Raw genomic sequence first — 18,263 nt, forward strand, 5'->3', positions numbered from 1 at the left:
GGCCGGCGTCGTGCCGGCCGGGCCCGTGGGGGGGTCCGATGCGGGCCCCCGCATCCGCGCCCGGGTCGCGGGCGCGGGTGCGGGAGCGGGTCAGGCGAGCGGCTTGGCCGCCTGGACGAACTCGTTGGTGTAGGTCTTGGACAGGTCGATGCTCTTGCCCTTCACCTTGGGGTTGAACTCGCCCAGCACCGCGAGGCACGTCGCGGGACCGTCGCTCGGCATCAACCCGGTCGGGTTGAAGATGCCCTTCTCGCTGTCCAGCGCCTTGACGTAGGCGGCCTTTCCGACGCCCTTGTAGTAGTCGGCCGGCATCTTGTCGGCGATCTCGGCGGCCGAGTGGCCCTGGATCCAGGTGAGCGTCGAGACGTACGCGTTGACGAGCTTCTGGACGGTGTCCTTGTGGGCGTCCACCCAGCTGGTCTGCATGTAGAGCGACGTCGCCGGGTAGGTGCCGCCCAGGGCCGCCTTGGAGCCCTCCGCCGTGCGCATGTCGAGCAGGATGAACGCCGTGCCGTCAGCGACCGCCTGCGACACCGTGGGCTCAGTGGTCATGCCGCAGTCGATCGCCTTCTGCTTCATGGCCGCGATGAAGGTCTGCCCGGCGCCGACGCCGCGGCGGGTCTCCTGGCTCGGGTCGACCCCGTTCTTCTTGCTGAGGTACTGCGTGAGGAAGTCGGTCGACGAGCCGGTGTCAGTGATGCCGAGCTGGCGGCCCTTGAAGTCGGCCGGGCTCTTCACCTTGCCCTTGAGGTCGCTGCGGCACAGCTCGACCTCACCGGGGATCTGCAGCATCGAGACCACGGCCTCGGACGACTTGCCCTGCGCCTGCAGGGCGATGTTGTGGTCGTAGAAGCCGCCGACGCCCTGGACCTGGCCTGCGAGCATGTTCTCGGTGGCGTCGCCACCGGCCGGCTCGTCGACGAGGTTCACGTTCACGCCGGCCTTGTCGTAGTAGCCGAGCTGCTTGGCCAGCATGAACGGCAGGTAGATCTGCTTGCTCATGCCGCCGACCATGATCGTGACGGTCGGTGCCGACGCGTCCTTGGCACCTCCGGCCGAGCTGCTGGACGAGCCGGCCGAGCCGCCGGACGTGCTGCCCGAGGCGTTGTTGGCGCAGGCGGCCAGCGAGACGCTGGCCAGGGCTGCCGTCGCGACGGCAGCGAGGCGCTTGGTGTTCATGCACTCTCCTTTGAGTTGCGGTGCTTGCGTGGTGTGCGGGTGGCCGGTCCTTCCGGCGGCGTCGTCACTCGATGGCCGCTCCCCCGTGCGCCTGCGGCGGCCGCCAGCGCAGGAGCCGGCGCTCGAGGACGGTGATCAGTCCCTCGGCGGTGAGGGCGATGACCGCCACGAGGACCATCCCCGCGAGCACACCGTTCATGTCGAAGTTGTTCTGCGACGAACGGATCAGCAGGCCCAGGCCCTTGTTGGCGCCGAGGATCTCGCCGACCAGGGCTCCGATGAGGGCGAACCCGAAGCTGATGTGCAGGCTCGCGAGGATCCATGTGAACGCCGACGGCAGGACGACGTCCCTGGCCACCTGCCACCGGGTCGCGCCGAGCAGCCGGGCGTTGGCGATGAGGTTCCGGTCGACCTCGCGGGCGCCCTGGAAGGCGTTGAAGAACACCCCGAAGAACACGAGGACCACGGCCAGGATGACCTTGGACTGGATGCCGAAGCCGAACGCCACGGTGAAGATCGAGCCGAGGATGATGCGCGGGATCGAGTTGGCCGCCTTGAGGAACGGCGCGAACAGCTCGGAGAGCAGCTGCACGCGGCCGAGCGCGATGCCGAGGACGATGCCGAGCACCGACCCGATGACGAAGCCGAGCACTGCCTCCTCGAGCGTCGTCACGACCTGCTCGCCGAGCGAGCCCTGGCTCGTCCCGACCGTCACCCAGTCGCGCAGGTCGGCCCAGACCCCGGAGGGCTCGCCCCAGAAGAACGGGTCGACCACCTTGGCGTTGACGAGCAGCTGCCACGCGGTGAGGGCGACGACGACGATGGCGCCGCGTGCGGCGGCGAGCACCAGCCGACGTCGCCGCGCGGCCCGCCGCGCTGAGGAGCCGGTGCGCCGGTCGCCGGCCCCGGGGTTCCGTGTCCGCTCCGCCTGGCTCGCCTGCGAGAGCGAGGTGTCGTTGCCCGCGGGGCTGTCGTGCGCGGTGTCGATCATGACGCCACCGCCACGGCTCGCGTGGTGCGGGCGTACGCCTCTTCGACCTCGGCCCGCAGCGCCTCCCAGATCTGCTCGTACAGCCGCACGAACCTGGGGTCGAAACGGATCTCCTGCACTACCCGCGGGCGCGGCAGGTCGATCTCGAACTCGGCCTTGACCGTGCCTGGGCCGGCGGTGAGGACGACGACCTTGTCCGCGAGGGCGATCGCCTCCTCCAGGTCGTGGGTCACGAAGACGACCGCGGGCCGGGTCTGGTCCCACAGCTGGAGCAGCTCGGTCGACATGATCGCCCGCGTCTGCACGTCGAGGGCGGAGAACGGCTCGTCCATGAGCAGGATCCGCGGCTGGTTGATGAGCGTCTGCGCGAGGGCCACGCGCTTGCGCATGCCGCCGGAGAGCTGGTGGGGGTACCGGTCCTCGAACCCGCTCAGGCCCACCCGGCGCAGCCAGTCGCGCGACTGGACGAGCGCCTCGGACCGCGACACCCCGCGGTAGACCGGTCCGGCGCTGACGTTGTCCAGCACCGTCCGCCAGGGGAACACCGCGTCCTGCTGGAAGACGAATCCGGTGCCGACGCCGATGCCACGGACCGGCTCGCCGTGGACGAGCGCCTCCCCCTTCGACGGGCGCTCGAGGCCCGAGACCAGGGTCAGGGTGGTCGACTTGCCGCACCCGGTCGGACCGACGACGGCGCAGAACTGGCCGTCCTCGACCGTCAGCGACAGGTCCTGCAGGGCGGTGTACGTCCCGCCGTCCGACGTCGCGAACTTCTTGGTGACGTTCCGCAGCTCGATGGCCGCCATGGGGAGTTCCCTTCTCGTCGTTGAGTTGCGTCACCGTAGGAAGGGGGGCGAGGCGGCAGGAAGCGTTGTGCGCGTTGCGACCGATAGCCGCGATAGCGATGGTTTTGTGCAATCTGCTCAGCCATGCTGGTTCCGGCGCCACCGAGGGCGCCCGGGCGCCACCGTCGGCGCCACCACGAGGACGGGAGAGGTATGCCGCGACTGGGCCGGACGCTGGCGGCGCGCATCCTCGCCGCGGTCCTCGGCATCGTGGTGGTGACCCTGGCCGTGGGCTTCGCGCTGTTCTCCCGCCTCGCCGCGAACCAGGCCGACGCGCAGGCGCGCGAGCAGGCGGCGGGCATCGCCGAGGCCGTGGGCCGCTCCCCCGAGGTCGCCCGGGCGCTGGCCGACGGCGACCCCGGCAACCAGATCCCCGCGCTCGCCGAACGTGTCCGCGCGAGCACCCACGCCTCCTACGTCGTGGTCATCGACCGCGCCGGCATCCGCCACTCCCACCCCAACCCCGAACTGATCGGCCAGCGCGTGGAGGAGCCGGTCGTCGCGCTCGACGGCAGGGTCCACACGGGAATGAACGAGGGCAGCCTCGGCCGGTCCGCCAACGCCAAGGCGCCCGTGGTCGCGGCCGACGGCAGCGTCGTGGGCGAGGTGTCGGTCGGCATCCTGGAGACCCAGGTGAGTGGTCGCCTGCACGCCGAGCTGGCCGACATCGCGCTCTACTGCGCGGTGGCCCTGGCCCTCGGCGTCGGCGCCTCCCTCCTGCTCGCACGCGCCATCAAGCGGGTCACCTTCGGGCTGGAACCGGCCGAGATCGTGGGCCTGGTCCAGGAGCGCGAGGCGATGCTGCACGGCATCCGCGAGGGCGTGCTCGGGGTGGACGCGGCCGGTGCCATCAACGTCCTCAACGACGAGGCCCGGCGGTTGCTGGGCCTGCAGCACGCTCGGCTCGGGCAACGCGTCGAGGAGCTGCTTCCCGAGGGACGCGTGCGCCGGATCGTCACCGGCGAGGTCCCCGGCTCGGACCTCGTCGCCGTCACCGACGAGCACCTGCTGGTCCTCAACCGGCGGCCGGTCAGCGTCGCCGGCCGCGACGCCGGGTCCGTCGTCACCATCCGGGACCGCACCGAGATGGAGGCCCTGCTGCGCCAGCTCGACTCCATGGAGGGCCTGTCGACGGCCCTGCGGGCGCAGGAGCACGAGTTCTCCAACCGGCTGCACGTCCTCGCGGTGCTCCTCGAGCTCGGGGAGGTCGAGGAGGCGACGCGCTACAGCAGCCAGCTCCAGGCCGAGACGACGTATGCCAGCGAGGAGGTCCGCACGCGGATCGGCTCCCCGGTCGTCGCCGCGCTCCTGCTCGCCAAGTCAACCGTCGCCGCCGAGCGCGACGTCGCCGTCCGGCTCGCACCGGAGAGCCAGCTCCGTGCCGACGAGGGTGGCGAGCTGCCGCTGGTCTCGGTCCTGGGCAACCTCGTGGACAACGCCGTCGATGCCGTCGCCAACGACCCCCGGACCGCGGGCGACAGCCCGCGCGGGACCGTGACCGTGACCCTCACGACCGCCCCCGGGACGGACGGCCGCGCCCGGTTGCACCTCGTGGTCGAGGACACCGGACCCGGCATACCGCAGGACCAGCTGCGCGAGGTGTTCGTCGACGGGTTCACGACCAAGGAGCCGCGCGGCGCCATGCGTCGCGGCGTCGGGCTCGCCCTCGTGCACCGGCTCGTCACGCGGGCCGGCGGCACCATCGTCGCCAGCTCCCCCGCCGGCGCGCGGTTCGAGGTCACCCTGCCGCTGCGGGTGGCCGAGGTGGCGTCGTGATCCGCGTGCTCGTGGTCGACGACGACTACCACGTGGCGCACGCCCACGCGCTGAGCGTGGCGAAGCTGCCCGGCTTCGAGGTCGTGGGCCAGGCCCACAGCGGCACCGAGGCACAGGAGCTGGTCGGGTCGACCGCGCCCGACCTGCTCCTGCTCGACATGTACCTGCCCGACTTCGACGGGCTCGACCTGGTCCGGCGGCTGACCGCCTCAGGAGGTCTCGTCCCCGACTTCCTGCTGGTGACCGCCGCGCGCGACATCGAGTCGGTCCGCACCGCGATGCAGCTCGGGGCCTTCTACTACCTCGTGAAGCCGTTCACCTTCGCCGCGCTCCGCGAGCAGCTCGAGGCGTACCGCGCCTGGGCCCAGCACGCGCAGACCGCACCCGAGGCCGACCAGGAGACCATCGACGCGCTGTACCGGATGCGCTCCACCGCCCCCCGCCGACCGCCCGCCACCCAGTCGCTGCAGCCGACCATGGCCAAGGTGCTCGACATCGTCGCGTCGGCGCCGCAGCCGATCGGCGCGACCGAGGTGGCAGCGATCCTGGGGGCCAGCCGTCCGACCGCCCAGCGCTACCTCGCGACCCTCGTCAGGAAGCGGTTCCTCGACCTCGACCTCGCCTACGGCAGCACCGGGCGGCCGGAGCACCGCTACGTGCGCCGTCGCACCTGAGCCGACCGCATGGCCGACCGTGCCCCCGCCCTGGTCGTGGCGTGGCTGTGCTGGTCCTCGGGCCCGAGCTCGCCGTCCGCGTGGTCGGCGTGCGACAGGGCCTCCGACAGCAGCGCACGCACATGGGTGTTGGCGGCCGTGTAGTACACGAAGGTGCCCTGCCGCCGCCCCTGGACCAGCCCCGCGAGACGGAGCTTGGCCAGGTGCTGGCTCACCGACGTGGGGCTCACCCCGGCCAGCTCGGCGAGGCAGGTCACCGACGACTCCCCCTGGAGCAGGGCCCACAGGAGCTTGATCCGTGTCGGGTCGGCCAACATCCGGAAGGTCTCGGCGGCCAGGTGCGCCTGCCCGTCCTCGGGCATCGAGAGGTCAGGGAGGCTGTCGTGCATGCCGCAACCCTACTGCGTGCATACCTTCACAGGTACGCAGATATGCTGCTGGCCATGCCACACCCGACCGTCGACCCGCACGGCCCCGACCAAGGCTCCCCATCGGCCGCGGCCACGGAGCCGGGAGGCGCCCACGACCGCGACGACCCCTCGCCCGGACACCCCGGGCGCGGGCACGACGACGGGCACCACGAGGAAGGGCACGAGCACGACGACCACGACCACGGGCACGGCTGGTGGGACCGGGTCCGCCACGTCCTGACCCCCCACTCGCACGACGCCGCCGACTCCCTCGACACCGCACTGGAGTCGAGCGCCCGCGGGATCCGTGCCGTCAGGCTCAGCCTCGTGGGCCTGGGTTCCACCGCGCTGCTGCAGCTGGTCGTGGTGGCCGTGTCCGGCTCCGTGGCCCTCCTCGCGGACACGATCCACAACTTCTCCGACGCCCTCACCGCCCTGCCGCTGTGGGTCGCCTTCCTCCTCGGCCGACGCGCGGCCACGCGCCGCTACACCTACGGGTTCGGCCGCGCCGAGGACCTGGCCGGCCTGTTCGTCATCGCGATGATCGCCCTCTCGGCGGTCCTCGCCGCCTGGGAGGCCGTGCGCCGGCTGCTCGACCCCGCCCCGGTGCACAACCTCGGCTGGGTCGCGGTCGCCGGCTTCCTGGGCTTCCTCGGCAACGAGGCGGTCGCGGCCTACCGGATCCGGGTGGGGCGGGCCATCGGGTCGGCGGCGCTCGTCGCCGACGGCCACCACGCCCGCACCGACGGCCTCACGTCCCTCGCGGTCCTGCTCGGTGCCGGCGGTGTCGCCCTCGGGTGGCGCTGGGCCGACCCTGCCGTCGGGCTGGGCATCACGCTCGCCATCCTGCTCGTGCTGCGGACGGCTGCTCGCGAGGTCTTCCGCCGGTTGATGGACGGTGTGGAGCCGGAGCTGACGGCGTCCGCCGAGGCGGCCGTCACCGGCACGCACGGGGTGCTGGGTCTGCGGCGGCTCCGACTGCGATGGATCGGGCACGAGGTCCACGCGGACGTCTCGGTCGTGGTGGATGCCGCGCTCACCCTCACCCAGGCGCACCGGCTGGCCGAGGCCGTCGAGCAGCGCCTGCTCGCGGCGGTGCCGCGCCTGCGCGACGCGGTCGTCGCGACGTCACCCGCAGGACCCGCGGCCGACGCCTGACCCGGCCGGCCCGACGGGGCGGGGCGGGGCGGGGCGGGGTCCGGCCGGCCGGAGGACAGCGCGCAGCGCGACGGAGGTCGCCGGTGCCGCGGGGTCAGCCCAGGGTGGCGGCGTGGTCGGGGACGTAGGTCGTCTGCTCGCGCGGGGGCCGCTCGTACCCCTTGGGCTTCGGGCGCTCGGGCAACGCCAGTGACGGGGCCGGCACCTCGGCATACGGGATGGTCGAGAGCAGGTGCGCCATCATGTTGAGCCGCGCGCGCTTCTTGGAGTCCGACTCCACGACGTACCACGGGGCCTCGGGGATGTCGGTGTGCACCATCATCTCGTCCTTGGCGCGCGAGTAGTCCTCCCAGCGGGTGATCGACTCGAGGTCCATCGGTGAGAGCTTCCACTGCCGCATGGGGTCGCTGAGCCGCGACTTGAACCGGCGCTGCTGCTCGGAGTCGCTGACCGAGAACCAGTACTTGCGCAGCAGGATGCCGTCCTCGACGAGCAGCCGCTCGAAGATCGGGCACTGGTGCAGGAACCTGCGGTGCTCGTGCGGTGTGCAGAAGCCCATGACCCGCTCGACGCCGGCGCGGTTGTACCAGGACCGGTCGAAGAGGGTTATCTCGCCAGCCGCCGGCAGGTGCTCGACGTACCGCTGGAAGTACCACTGGGTGCGCTCCCGCTCCGTCGGCGTGGGCAGCGCGACGATCCGCGCGTTGCGCGGGCTCAGGTACTCGGTGATGCGCTTGATCGTGCCGCCCTTGCCCGCGGCGTCACGACCCTCGAAGACGACGACGACGCGCTGCCCCTGCGCCTTGACCCACTCCTGGACCTTGACGAGCTCGGCCTGCAGGCGGAACAGCTCCGCCTCGTACACCTCCACGGGGAGCGAACCGGTCGAGCCTGCGTCCTTGGCCATGCGTCGATGGTAGGCGCGGGCGCCCCCCGGTGGCCGGTCGTGGGCTACGAGCCCGTCGTGGCCGAGGCGGCCCGCGCGATCCCGTCCAGCGCCGAGGCCAGGCCACCGGGCGCCACCTCGCGCAGCTCGTAGCGTGCGCGCACGAGCGGTACCGGCACCGACAGCACCCGCGTGAGGTCGATGGGTGTACCGCTCACGACCGCGTCGCAGGCCCCCGCGTCGACCGCCGCGCGGATCGTGGCCTCGAGGTCGCGGACCTGCTCGGCGCCGTAGCCCATGGCCGGCAGGATGCCGCGGGCGTTCGGGTACTTCGCGTACGTCGCCGCGATCGACCCCACGGCGTAGGGCACGGGGTCGACGAGATCCGCGGCCCCCGCCGCGCGGGCCCCCACGACGCCCGCGCCCCACGACATCGAGCCGTGGGTGAGGGTCGGGCCGTCCTCGACGACGAGGACGCGCCGCCCGCGGACGGCGGCTGCGTCGTCGAGGGTCACGGGGCTCTCGGCCCGCAGCACGGTGGCGTGCGGGTTGAGCGAGCGCACCGAGGCCTCGACCGCCTCGACGTCGGCGGGGCGCGCGGAGTCGCACTTGGCGACGAGGACGACGTCGGCCATCCGGACGTTCGCCTCACCCGGGTGGTACGCCGTCTCGTCGCCTGGGCGCAGCGGGTCGGCCAGGACGATGTGGAGGTCGGGGGCGTAGAACGGCAGGTCGTTGTTGCCGCCGTCCCAGAGGACGACGTCGGCCTCGCGCTCGGCCTCCCGCAGGATGCGCTCGTAGTCGACCCCGGCGTAGACGACGACACCGGCGTCGAGGTGCGGCTCGTACTCCTCGCGCTCCTCGATCGTGCAGTCGTACCGGTCGAGGTCGGCGTACGAGGCGAAGCGCTGGCACGCCTGGGCGGCGAGGTCCCCGTACGGCATCGGGTGCCGCACCGCCACGACCCGCAGCCCCCGCTGGCGCAGGAGTCGCGCGACGTGGCGGGTCGTCTGGCTCTTGCCCACGCCGGTGCGCACGGCCGTCACCGCCACGACCGGCCTGCTGCTGCGCAGCATGGTCCGGCGCGCCCCGTGGAGCCGGAAGTCGGCGCCGGCAGCGATGCACCGCGACGCCAGGTGCATGACGTGCTCGTGCCGCACGTCGGAGTAGGCGAACACGACGAGGTCCACCGCCTCGCGGGCGAGGAGGTCCTGCAGCTCGGACTCGGCGACGATCGGGATCCCTTGCGGGTACAGGGATCCCGCGAGCTCGGTCGGGTAGCGCCGCCCGTCGATGTCGGGGATCTGGGTGGCGGTGAAGGCGACCACCTCGACGCCAGGGTCGTCCCGGAAGACCACGTTGAAGTCGTGGAAGTCACGTCCGGCTGCCCCCAGGACGACGACGCGGGTGCGGGTGGTGCTGCTGCTGGTCATGACCGTCTCCCCGGCCGGGTTCCTGCCGTGGCCGACGCACCCACGACGGGTGGTCCTGGGGAGGGACCCTCCACCTCGAGTCTCCCACCGGGCGCCCGGGCGCGAACCGGCCCGAGGGGGCGATCTTCGTCACGGGGACTCCCCCGTCAGAGCTCCCGGTGGGACGATCGAGAGGTGAGCGACACGGCCTCGCGTTCGGGGTCCGGCGGTGTCGGGAAGGCACCACCGTACGACGCCACGCACGAGCACATCGCGATGGCGCAGGACTGGGTGGCGAGCAACTACAGCCCCCTCCCCGTCGTCCTCGCCCACGCCGAGGGCGCCTGGGTCACCGACATCGACGGGCGCCGCTACCTCGACGCCCTCGCCGGCTACTCGGCCCTCAACTTCGGCCACCTGCACCCGGGGCTGGTCGCGGCGGCCCGGACCCAGCTCGAACGGCTCACCCTGACGAGCCGCGCGTTCCACAGCGACCGCCTCGGACCGTTCTGCCGGGACCTCGCGACGCTCGCCGGCAAGGACCTCGTGCTGCCGATGAACACCGGGGCAGAGGCGGTCGAGACCGCGATCAAGGCCTCGCGCCGGTGGGGGTACGAGGTCAAGGGGGTGCCGGACGGCCGGGCGCGCATCGTCGCGATGCACGGCAACTTCCACGGCCGCACGACGACGATCATCAGCTTCTCCGACGACCCGGTCGCCCGGGACCACTACGGCCCGTACACCCCCGGGTTCGACCTCGTGCCGTTCGGGGACCTCGAGGCGCTCGAGGCGGCCGTCACCGACGAGACGGTGGCCGTGCTGCTCGAGCCGATCCAGGGCGAGGGCGGGGTCGTCCTGCCGCCGGACGGCTGGCTGCGCGGGGTGCGCGAGCTGACGCGGCACCACGGCATCCTCATGGTCGCGGACGAGATCCAGTCGGGGCTCGGCCGCACCGGGACCACGTTCGCGTGCGACCTCGAGGGTGTCGTGCCCGACGTCTACGTGCTCGGCAAGGCCCTCGGTGGCGGCATCGTCCCGCTCTCGGCGGTGGTGGCCCACCGCGACGTCCTCGGCGTCTTCACCCCGGGCAGCCACGGCTCGACGTTCGGCGGGAACCCGCTCGCCGCGGCCGTCGGCCAGGCAGTCGTCGCGCTGCTCGCGACGGGCGAGTTCCAGGAGCGGGCGCGGCGGCTCGGCCTGCTGCTCGGCTCGGGCCTGCGCGCCCTCGTCGGGGAAGGCCTGGACGCGGTCAGGTGCCGTGGCCTGTGGGCGGGCGTCGACATCGACCCGTCGCTCATGACCGGGCGCGAGGCGTGCCACCGGCTGCTCGAGCGCGGCGTCCTGGCCAAGGACACCCACGGGTCGACCGTGCGCCTCGCTCCCCCGCTGGTCATCGGCGAGGGCGAGGTCGAGCTCCTGCTCGACGCCGTTGCCGGCGTCCTCGCCGACGCCCGCCGGCACCGTGGCCAGGGGCACCACGGCGACTGACGTCAGGCGCCCAGAACGAGGAACACGCCGCTGACGACGAGGCCCACCTCCACCAGCACCGTGAACACCCGCTCGTCCATGCGGTGCACCAGCCGCTTCCCGGTCCACGCCCCGAGCATCGTCGCCGGCGCCAGGACCGCGCCGAGCGTTGCCACCCGCGCGGACACCAGGTCCCCGGTGCCGTATGCCGCGAGCTTGGCGGCGTGCATCACCACCGCCCCCGCCGCCTCGGTGCCGATGTAGGCGTCCTTGACCAGGCCGTACGCGAGGAAGAACGGCGCCGTCAGGGGCCCGACGCTGCCGAGGAGCGCCGACCCGGCGCCGGAGGCGGCGCCCACGGCGACGAAGGACCGAGGGCTCGGGCGGCGCAGCTGCCGCCGGTGGACGTGCCGCAGGACGACCACCACGAGCAGGAACACCCCGAGGACGCGCTGGAGGCCGGCCGCCGGTGCCGTGGCGAACAGCAGGCCGAAGCCGAGCGCCGTCGGGACGGCCCCGAGGGCGAAGTTCCGGACGAGGCGCCAGTCGATGTGCCGCGCGTTGAAGCCCACGCGGGACCCGTTGGAGACCAGCTGGGCGAGGGTCAGGACCGGGACGGCGACCCGCAGCCCGAACAGGGCGGTGAACACCGGCAGCAGGACGACTCCGCCCCCGAAGCCGGCGACGGCCGAGACGACCGCGAGGGCGAAGGCAGCCACCGCCGCGACGGCCAGGCTCACCGGGTCCACGAGCTCACAGGGCGCTGCCGGCCAGGTAGCCGGCGCCGGCCGCGAGCATGCCTGCGACCAGGCTTCCGGCGACGTTGGCGCCCGCCATGAGGTACGAGCGGCTCTCGACCAGGCGCATGGTCTCGTAGCTGAACGTCGAGTACGTCGTCAGAGCCCCGCAGAACCCCGTCCCGAGGGCGAGGGTCACGGGGTGCGGCACCGCGTGGTGGCTGGCCAGGCCGGTGAGCAGCCCGAGCACGAGGGAGCCCACGACGTTGACCGTGAGGGTGCCCCAGGGCAGGACGCTGTCGTGCCGGGCCTGGACCGCCCGGTCGGTGAGGTAGCGCGCAGGCGCCCCCACCGCGGCACCGAGCCACAGCACCAGCAGGGCCGTCACCGCTCCCCGCCCGAGAGGTCGCCCGCGGACCCGCGGAACCGGTGCACGCGGACGCTGACGTCGTCGAGGGTGACGAGGCCCTCGGTGACGAGCTCGTCGATGACCGGCAGGAACGCGTCCACCTTCTCGGCGGTGTCGACGATGACGACGACGTCGGGCAGGTCCTCCGACAGCGACAGCAGTCGGGAGGTGTGGATCCGCTGCGACGTGCCGAAGCCCTCGATGCCGCGCAGAACGCTCGCGCCCGCCAGCCCGGCGGCGTGCGCGCGGTGCACGATCTCGGTGTAGGTGGGCTTGTGCTGCCACGTGTCGGACTCACCCAGGTAGATGGTCAGCCTCCGGGCCGGTCCGTGCAGGGTGGTCATCGGTGCTCCTCCCGGTCGGTGCTGCGCCTGCGTCGGTGGACGAGGGCGAGGGTGCCGCGCGTGGCTGACGCACCCAGGGCCACGGCGACCAGCGCCGCGACCGCGGTGAGCAGCAGGTAGGTGATGGCGGCCACGGTGGCGCCGTGCCGCAGCAGGCCGAGCGTCTCCACCGTGTAGGTGCTGAAGGTCGTGTACCCACCGAGGACCCCGACGCCCAGGAACGGCCGCAGCAGCGGGTGCGTGCCGCCGACCTCCACGACGAAGACCATGAGGACGCCGATGAGCAGGCACCCGGTGACGTTGATGGTGAAGGTCCCCCACGGGATCCCGCCCGCCGGTGCCGGGTGTGCCGTGGCGAGCAGGTAGCGCGCCGTGGCACCGAGCATCCCGCCGACCGCGACGACCGGAAGCACCCACCGGTGCGAGGACCACTCCCGGCGGGCCGGCTCCCCCCGGAGGTCGACGTCGGGGTCGACCGTGGCACCGAGGCCGAGGGGCGACTGCTGGGGCTCGGTCATGGGTCTCCTACCGGGTCGTGGGTGCACAGGACTCCAGCAGGGACTGTTGGCAGCGCGTGCGCTGCGGTTGTCGGCGAGCCCCACCGCCATCGGCTCGGAGTCTAGCGTGCGGCCAACCGCCGCACCGCTGCCCCGGCACACCGACGACCCCTCACGGTCAGGTCACGGGCCGCGACCATCACGGGGCTGCCAGTACCTCCACCACCGCGAGGTCGTAGCGGTCCGCAGTGGGCGCGGTGTCGTTGGTCGTCACAGCCGTGCCAGAGGCCGCGGTCGGGGTTGTCTGTCGCTGGACCCAGTACGTGTCCCCCGCCGGCGCGAGGTACTGGTCGACGATCGTCTGGCCGGGGCCCACGGTCCGCGCCGTCGCAGTGCTCCAGTCGGTGCCGACCCCCCAGACCCAGCTCCCGGCGCGGGTGGTCGTCACGGTGGCGCTGGGTGCTCCTGTCGCCGCGCTGGTCGCGGTGGCGGCGCCGGTGGAGGTGTCGGCGCCCAGGAAGGCGACGACGGTGAGCGACGACTGCCACGAGCCGGAAGCCTGCGTGGCCGTGACCGTGACGTTCGTCAGGGGGGTGGGGGCGACCGCCTGCCAGATCTCGGCGGTCCCGGGCTGGGCGTTCGCACGCTGCCTGAGCGTCCACGTCAGCCCACCCCCGGCGACGCCCGAGAACGCCGCCGTCCCGCCACCGCTGGGGCCGTCGGAGCTGAGGAGGGCGAGGAGCAGCTCCTGGCTGCCGGTCGTGGTCACCCCGGTGGCCGCGACGGTGGTGGCAGCCGTGCCGCGGTGGGCGCTCACCACCTTGTCGACGGTGATCGACCGGGTCGTGGTCGGGACCGTCACGGTGACGGGGTCGGACGCGGCACTGACGTTGCCGGCTGCGTCCTTCGCGGTCACGGCATACGTGTAGGAGGAGCCGCCCGCGACGGAGGTGTCCGTGTACCCGGTCCCGGTCGTGGTGGCGAGGGGCACCCCGCCCCTCAGGACCGTGTAGCTCGTCACGCCCACGTCGTCGGTGGAGGCCGTCCAGCTGAGGGCCACCTGGCCGGCGGACGGCGTGGCGACGAGGTTCGACGGCGCCGTGGGCGCGGTCGTGTCCGCGGTGGCGGTGGCGTTCGCCTCGTTCGAGCCGGCACTGATGTTGGCCGCGGCGTCCTCTGCCTTCACCACGTAGTAGTACGTGCCTGCCGACAGGCCCGAGTCCCGGTAGGTCGTCGTGGTGCCAGCGACCTGGGCCACCTGGTTCGAGGGGCCCGGGACGAACCCGGTCGCCGTCGAGCGGTAGACGTCGTACCTGGCGACGCCGACGTCGTCGGTGGAGGCCGTCCACGACAGGTCGACCCGACCGGTGCCGCCGGTCGCGGTCAGGCCGCTCGGCGCGGTCGGGGCCACGAGGTCCTCCGAGGGGGCCGGCAGCCTCGTCATGGCAGCGACGGACGGCACACCGTTCCCGTTGACGATGAAGAGCATGTAGTAGCCAGGGGGCGCCGTGCTGCCGTTGGCGGGCAGCTGGACGGAGATGCCGTCACTCGTCCGGGTGAAGGGCAGCTGCATGCCCCTGGCGTTCTGGTCGAACGAGTGGGTCACGGACCCGGTCCGGATGAGGGACACGGAGGCGATGTCGGCGGCGTCGGGAGTCTGGACGAACGCGGTGCCGCCGTACTGCGCCGACGTCGGAGCAGACGTGATCGTCGGGCGGGGGCCCTTGAACAGGTAGCTCGGCGAGTACATCTGGTAGCTCTTCTGGTCGTCGACGCCCGTGTCCCCGCCCGACCCGGACACGAAGACGCGGCCGTCCGGCAGCAGCACGGCGACGGAGTGGTAGAGCCGTGGCACCGACATCGACGCCACCGTCCGCCACGTGCCGGTGGCGGGGTTCCAGACCTCGGCCGGCATGACGGCGTTCGACGCGACCTGCCCGGACTTGTCGGTGCCACCGCCGGTGGCGAGGACGGTGCCGTCGGGCAGCGTCGTCAGGTTCACGAAGCTGCGGGGGTACGCCATCGAGGCCGTGGGCTGCCACGTCGCGCCCGGCTGGGTGAGGTCGAGGGTGTATGCCGTGCTGGCCGACTGCCCGCTGAAGCCTCCGTCGGACGCGCTCCCGGCCTTGAGGAACTTGCCGGGGGCGTAGCTGGTGATCGACGCGGCGTCGAGCGCGCGGCTGTCGACGGTCGACCACTGCTGTGTGGTCGGGTCGAGGACGATGGTGGACGTGGGCTCCTCCGACGCCCCCGACTGGAGGACCCTGCCGTCCGGAAGCTGGTACACGAACGGGTAGTACGGGATGGTCCGCGTGGCGGTCGTCAGGTCGGACCAGGTGTTGGTCCTCGGGTCGTAGACCTCGGGCACCGGGACGAGGTCGGTGGACGACGTGTTCGCCCCCGACGTCACCAGCACCCTGCCGTCCGCCAGCGTGGTGGCAGTGGGGTACCAGCGGGGGTGGTGCATCGGCGCCAAGGTCTGCCACGTCCCGGTCGATGGGTTGAACGCGGTCACGGTGGTGATGCCGAGGCCACCGTTGGTGGCCGTCCCCCCGACGACCAGGATCCGTCCGTCGGCCAGGACCGCCTGGCCCGCGCAGAACAGGTCGGCCGCCGCGTTGGGCACCTGTGTCGTGGCACCCGTGGACGGGTCGAGCAGGTACTGCTGGCCGCCCTGGCTGAAGTCGCCCTGCCAGGTGAGGACCTTGCCGGTGTCCGTGAGGGCCGCGTGGATCGACACCTCCGGCCAGGGCTGGACCGGTCCCCAGGAACCGACGACACCGGGGTCGGACCCCGCGTTGGCGACCGTGACCGTGACGCTCGCCGTCGTCGTGTTCCCCGCGGCGTCCCGTGCCTTCGCCGAGACCGTGTGCGCGCCGTCCGAGACCGTCGTCGTCGACCACGAGGCCGAGTACGGCGGCGCCGTGTCCTCCGGGCCGAGGGCTGTTCCGTCCACGGCGAGCTGCACGCCGACGACACCGGTGTCGTCGGAGGCCGTGGCCGTCACGAGCACGGACCCGCTCACGGTCGACCCGTCGGCGGGAGCGGTGACTGCGACCGTCGGTGGCGTCGTGTCGATGGCGGCCGCGGCGGTGTCGAACGTGCCGTCTGCGGAGGTGGCGACGTTGCCGGCCTGGTCCGCCGACCTCACAGCGAAGTGGTACAGGGTGCTCGGGTCCAGCCCGGTCAGCTGCTGGGAGTGCGAGGTCACCAGCGCACCGTCGAGGGTGGTGGTCGACCCGTATGCCGTCGACGTGCCGTACAGGACCTGGCTCGTGGAGGGTTCGTCGGTCGTCCACGTGACCGTGGCGGTGCTCGCGGAGGGCGTTCCGCTCGAGACCGCGGAGATGGTCGGTGGCGTGACGTCCGGCGAGGCTGCAGGGATCTCGATGACGGACAGGTCCCAGCGGTCGTTCGTCGGCGCCGTGTCGTTGATGGCGACCTGGGTGCCGGCCGACGGGGTGGTCGCCGTCTGGCGCTGCACCCACATCGTGTCACCGCTCGGGGAGAGGAACTCGTCGACCTTGGTCTGACCGGTGCCCACGGTCCGGGCGACGGCGCGGTCGTAGTCGTTGCCGACACCCCACACCCACGACCCGCCGCGGGTCGTGGTCAGCACGGCACTCGGTGCGCCGGTCGCCGCGCTGGCGCCCTTGACGGCCCCGTCGACGGTGAGGTCGGCGCCGGTGAAGGACACCACCGTGATGGACGCCTGGTACGAGCCCGAGTGCGTGGCGCGCACCGTCGCGTTGGTGAGCACCGTCGTGGCCACCGCCTGCCAGACCTCCGCCGTCCCGAGCTGGGCGTTGGTGCGTTGACGCAGCCGCCACGTCAGCCCTCCGCCGCTCATGCCGGTGATGGTCTGGGTCGGAGTCGTCGGTCCGTCCGCGGTGGCGAAGGCGAGCAGGAGCTCCCCGGCCTGCGAAGTCGTGAACGCCGGCGAGGTGACACTGGTCCAGCTCTTGGTCGCGTGCGTCGTCACGATGGTGTCGACGGCGATTCCCCCGACCGCCCCGGCGGGTCCTGCACCGACGCCCACTCCGACGCCGCACAACGCCAGGGCCAGCGCTGCCACTGCCGCGCCTCCCCTGGCCGATTGCCTGCGAGGGACCATGCCCGTCCCCTTCCCGCCGTTGCACCGACGACTCGGTGGGCGGCTCACAGGCTCGGCCCCTCAAGGCCGTCCGCGTGGCGCGCGAGCGTCATCGACCCGAACGTAGCCCCGGCCCACGGGCCGGGGCCTCCGCAGTTCTGCGTAAGCACCTGCCCGCCCAGCGCCGGAGCCGGGACCGACCAGGAGTGCCCCGCGGCCCGACCCAGACCAGCGCCGTCAGCCCTCGGTGCCCTACCCCTCGAGCACCTTCTCGAACACGAGCTCGAGGCCGTCCTCGTCGTCCCACTGCTCGCCCACGTGGGAGAAGCCTGCGCGGCGGGCGACGGCCAACGAGGCGACGTTCCCCGGGCTGATCGTGGCGCGAACCACGCGGACGCCGCCCGAGGCTCGCGCCTCCTCGACGAGGGCAGCCATCCGCTCGTGCGCATGGCCACGGCCGCGCCGCTCGGGGACGACGGTGTAGCCGACCTCCACCATTCCGTGGGTGTCGGGTCTGCCGTGGAACCCGGCGTGCCCGACCACCTCGCCGCCGGGGTGCACCACCGCCGACCGCACCAGCCACGGGGCGTCCGGCTGCGACGTGCGTGCCTGCACCAGGCGGATGCGCCACAGCCACTTCTCCTCGAGGAAGAACCGGGGCAACGGCCGTCCGGCCGCCTCGCTGGCCGTGGCCAGGTCGCCCTCGAGCATCGCCTCCATGGCCGCCTCCGGCACGAGCTCCAAGGTGATCACGCCGCAGATCATGACAGTCGCTCGTCAGGCACGTCACCGGGATTTGCCCGGCCTCTCCAGGAGACGCCCATGCGGCCACGACCCAGGCTTTGGACAACTTAGTTGACCACTATGTCATGATCAACTAAGTTGTCCAATGCGTCGACCACCGTTCGGCCGTTCCCCAAACCCTCTGGAGATCGCTCATGACCACCATGTCCACCTCCCGCGACGTCCGGCTGGCAGATGCCCGCACGGTCGTCACCCCCGCTGCCACGATGCGCACCTACGCCTCCCCGTCCGGACCGGCGACGGCGTCGGTCGCCGTGTGGCGCACGGAGATGGCCGCCGGAGCAACCGGCCCGCTCCACTCCGTCAGCGAGGACCAGGTCCTCGTCGTCGTGCAGGGCACCCTGTCGGGGACCCTCGGCGAGCAGCAGGTCGACCTCGGGACCACCGACGCCGTCGTCCTCCCGGCCGGCGTCGACCGGCAGGTCACGGCCGGTCCCGACGGAGCCGTGGCCCTTGTCGCCTCGACGCCCGGTGCGACCGCCCGCGTCGGCGACGGGGACCCGGTCCCCGTGCCGTGGCCCGCTGAACGGCACCGACTGCCGCAGCACCGGACCGCCGGTCCCCCGACGCGGCACCCCGCC

General features: G+C 72.6%; 17 protein-coding genes. 5 read left to right on the plus strand and 12 right to left on the minus strand.

The annotated features are described in order from the left end of the window. Positions 1–90: 90 nt before the first annotated feature. The 3 genes from ACFUC1_RS16475 to ACFUC1_RS16485 form a co-directional block, all read right to left on the minus strand. A complete protein-coding gene (locus ACFUC1_RS16475) occupies positions 91–1,179 on the minus strand; it encodes an ABC transporter substrate-binding protein (protein WP_379121695.1) in 1,089 nt (362 codons plus the stop codon). A gap of 64 nt (positions 1,180–1,243) precedes the next feature. Continuing rightward, positions 1,244–2,170, minus strand: a complete 927-nt coding sequence (locus ACFUC1_RS16480; protein WP_379121697.1) for an ABC transporter permease — start codon at positions 2,168–2,170, stop codon at positions 1,244–1,246. Then, the gene (locus ACFUC1_RS16485) at positions 2,167–2,976 is read right to left on the minus strand and encodes an ABC transporter ATP-binding protein (protein WP_379121699.1); all 810 of its coding nucleotides are present in this window, start codon (positions 2,974–2,976) and stop codon (positions 2,167–2,169) included. The genes ACFUC1_RS16480 and ACFUC1_RS16485 overlap by 4 nt, the downstream gene beginning before the upstream one ends. A gap of 192 nt (positions 2,977–3,168) precedes the next feature. Between ACFUC1_RS16485 and ACFUC1_RS16490 the strand changes: the two genes are divergently transcribed. Both ACFUC1_RS16490 and ACFUC1_RS16495 read left to right on the plus strand, forming a co-directional pair. Beyond that, the gene (locus ACFUC1_RS16490; RefSeq protein WP_379121701.1) at positions 3,169–4,791 is read left to right on the plus strand and encodes an ATP-binding protein; all 1,623 of its coding nucleotides are present in this window, start codon (positions 3,169–3,171) and stop codon (positions 4,789–4,791) included. Continuing rightward, complete coding sequence (locus ACFUC1_RS16495; RefSeq protein ID WP_379121703.1) at positions 4,788–5,465, plus strand: response regulator; 678 nt, start codon at positions 4,788–4,790, stop codon at positions 5,463–5,465. The genes ACFUC1_RS16490 and ACFUC1_RS16495 overlap by 4 nt, the downstream gene beginning before the upstream one ends. Here ACFUC1_RS16495 and ACFUC1_RS16500 read toward each other — a convergent pair. Continuing rightward, positions 5,444–5,854 carry an ArsR/SmtB family transcription factor gene (locus ACFUC1_RS16500; RefSeq protein WP_379121705.1) on the minus strand — a complete coding sequence of 137 codons (411 nt, stop codon included), beginning with the start codon at positions 5,852–5,854 and terminating at the stop codon, positions 5,444–5,446. The genes ACFUC1_RS16495 and ACFUC1_RS16500 overlap by 22 nt on opposite strands. Before the next feature lie 54 nt (positions 5,855–5,908). Here ACFUC1_RS16500 and ACFUC1_RS16505 point away from each other — a divergent pair, with 54 nt between their 5' ends. Then, positions 5,909–7,033 (plus strand): cation diffusion facilitator family transporter, encoded by a 1,125-nt coding sequence (locus tag ACFUC1_RS16505; protein WP_379121707.1) that lies wholly within the window; start codon positions 5,909–5,911, stop codon positions 7,031–7,033. A 94-nt stretch (positions 7,034–7,127) separates the two neighbouring features. On the opposite strand, the gene ppk2 is transcribed toward ACFUC1_RS16505, so the two are convergent. Beyond that, positions 7,128–7,940, minus strand: a complete 813-nt coding sequence (gene ppk2 / locus ACFUC1_RS16510; RefSeq protein WP_379121709.1) for a polyphosphate kinase 2 — start codon at positions 7,938–7,940, stop codon at positions 7,128–7,130. Between the two features lie 44 nt (positions 7,941–7,984). After that, positions 7,985–9,352, minus strand: coding sequence for a cyclic 2,3-diphosphoglycerate synthase (locus tag ACFUC1_RS16515; RefSeq protein ID WP_379121711.1), 1,368 nt, complete (start codon positions 9,350–9,352; stop codon positions 7,985–7,987). Between the two features lie 174 nt (positions 9,353–9,526). Between ACFUC1_RS16515 and rocD the strand changes: the two genes are divergently transcribed. Then, the gene (gene rocD, locus ACFUC1_RS16520; protein WP_379121713.1) at positions 9,527–10,819 is read left to right on the plus strand and encodes an ornithine--oxo-acid transaminase; all 1,293 of its coding nucleotides are present in this window, start codon (positions 9,527–9,529) and stop codon (positions 10,817–10,819) included. A 2-nt stretch (positions 10,820–10,821) separates the two neighbouring features. Here rocD and ACFUC1_RS16525 read toward each other — a convergent pair whose 3' ends face one another. The 6 genes from ACFUC1_RS16525 to ACFUC1_RS16550 form a co-directional block, all read right to left on the minus strand. Further along, the gene (locus tag ACFUC1_RS16525; RefSeq protein WP_379121715.1) at positions 10,822–11,538 is read right to left on the minus strand and encodes a sulfite exporter TauE/SafE family protein; all 717 of its coding nucleotides are present in this window, start codon (positions 11,536–11,538) and stop codon (positions 10,822–10,824) included. A gap of 13 nt (positions 11,539–11,551) precedes the next feature. Beyond that, on the minus strand, positions 11,552–11,923 hold the full coding sequence (crcB, locus tag ACFUC1_RS16530; RefSeq protein WP_379121717.1) for a fluoride efflux transporter CrcB: 372 nt from the start codon (positions 11,921–11,923) through the stop codon (positions 11,552–11,554). After that, complete coding sequence (locus tag ACFUC1_RS16535; RefSeq protein WP_379121719.1) at positions 11,920–12,288, minus strand: DUF190 domain-containing protein; 369 nt, start codon at positions 12,286–12,288, stop codon at positions 11,920–11,922. The genes crcB (ACFUC1_RS16530) and ACFUC1_RS16535 overlap by 4 nt, the downstream gene beginning before the upstream one ends. Next, positions 12,285–12,806, minus strand: a complete 522-nt coding sequence (crcB, locus tag ACFUC1_RS16540) for a fluoride efflux transporter CrcB (protein ID WP_379121721.1) — start codon at positions 12,804–12,806, stop codon at positions 12,285–12,287. The genes ACFUC1_RS16535 and crcB (ACFUC1_RS16540) overlap by 4 nt, the downstream gene beginning before the upstream one ends. 178 nt (positions 12,807–12,984) lie before the next feature. After that, positions 12,985–16,860, minus strand: a complete 3,876-nt coding sequence (locus ACFUC1_RS16545; protein WP_379121723.1) for a galactose oxidase-like domain-containing protein — start codon at positions 16,858–16,860, stop codon at positions 12,985–12,987. Positions 16,861–17,130: 270 nt separating this feature from the next. Continuing rightward, positions 17,131–17,631, minus strand: coding sequence for a GNAT family N-acetyltransferase (locus ACFUC1_RS16550; RefSeq protein ID WP_379121725.1), 501 nt, complete (start codon positions 17,629–17,631; stop codon positions 17,131–17,133). A 185-nt stretch (positions 17,632–17,816) separates the two neighbouring features. Between ACFUC1_RS16550 and ACFUC1_RS16555 the strand changes: the two genes are divergently transcribed. Continuing rightward, a partial coding sequence (locus tag ACFUC1_RS16555) for a cupin domain-containing protein (RefSeq protein ID WP_379121727.1) occupies positions 17,817–18,263 on the plus strand: 447 nt, incomplete at its 3' end.

Source organism: Pedococcus sp. NPDC057267, from assembly GCF_042668795.1.
In the GTDB taxonomy this organism is placed as follows: domain Bacteria; phylum Actinomycetota; class Actinomycetes; order Actinomycetales; family Dermatophilaceae; genus Pedococcus.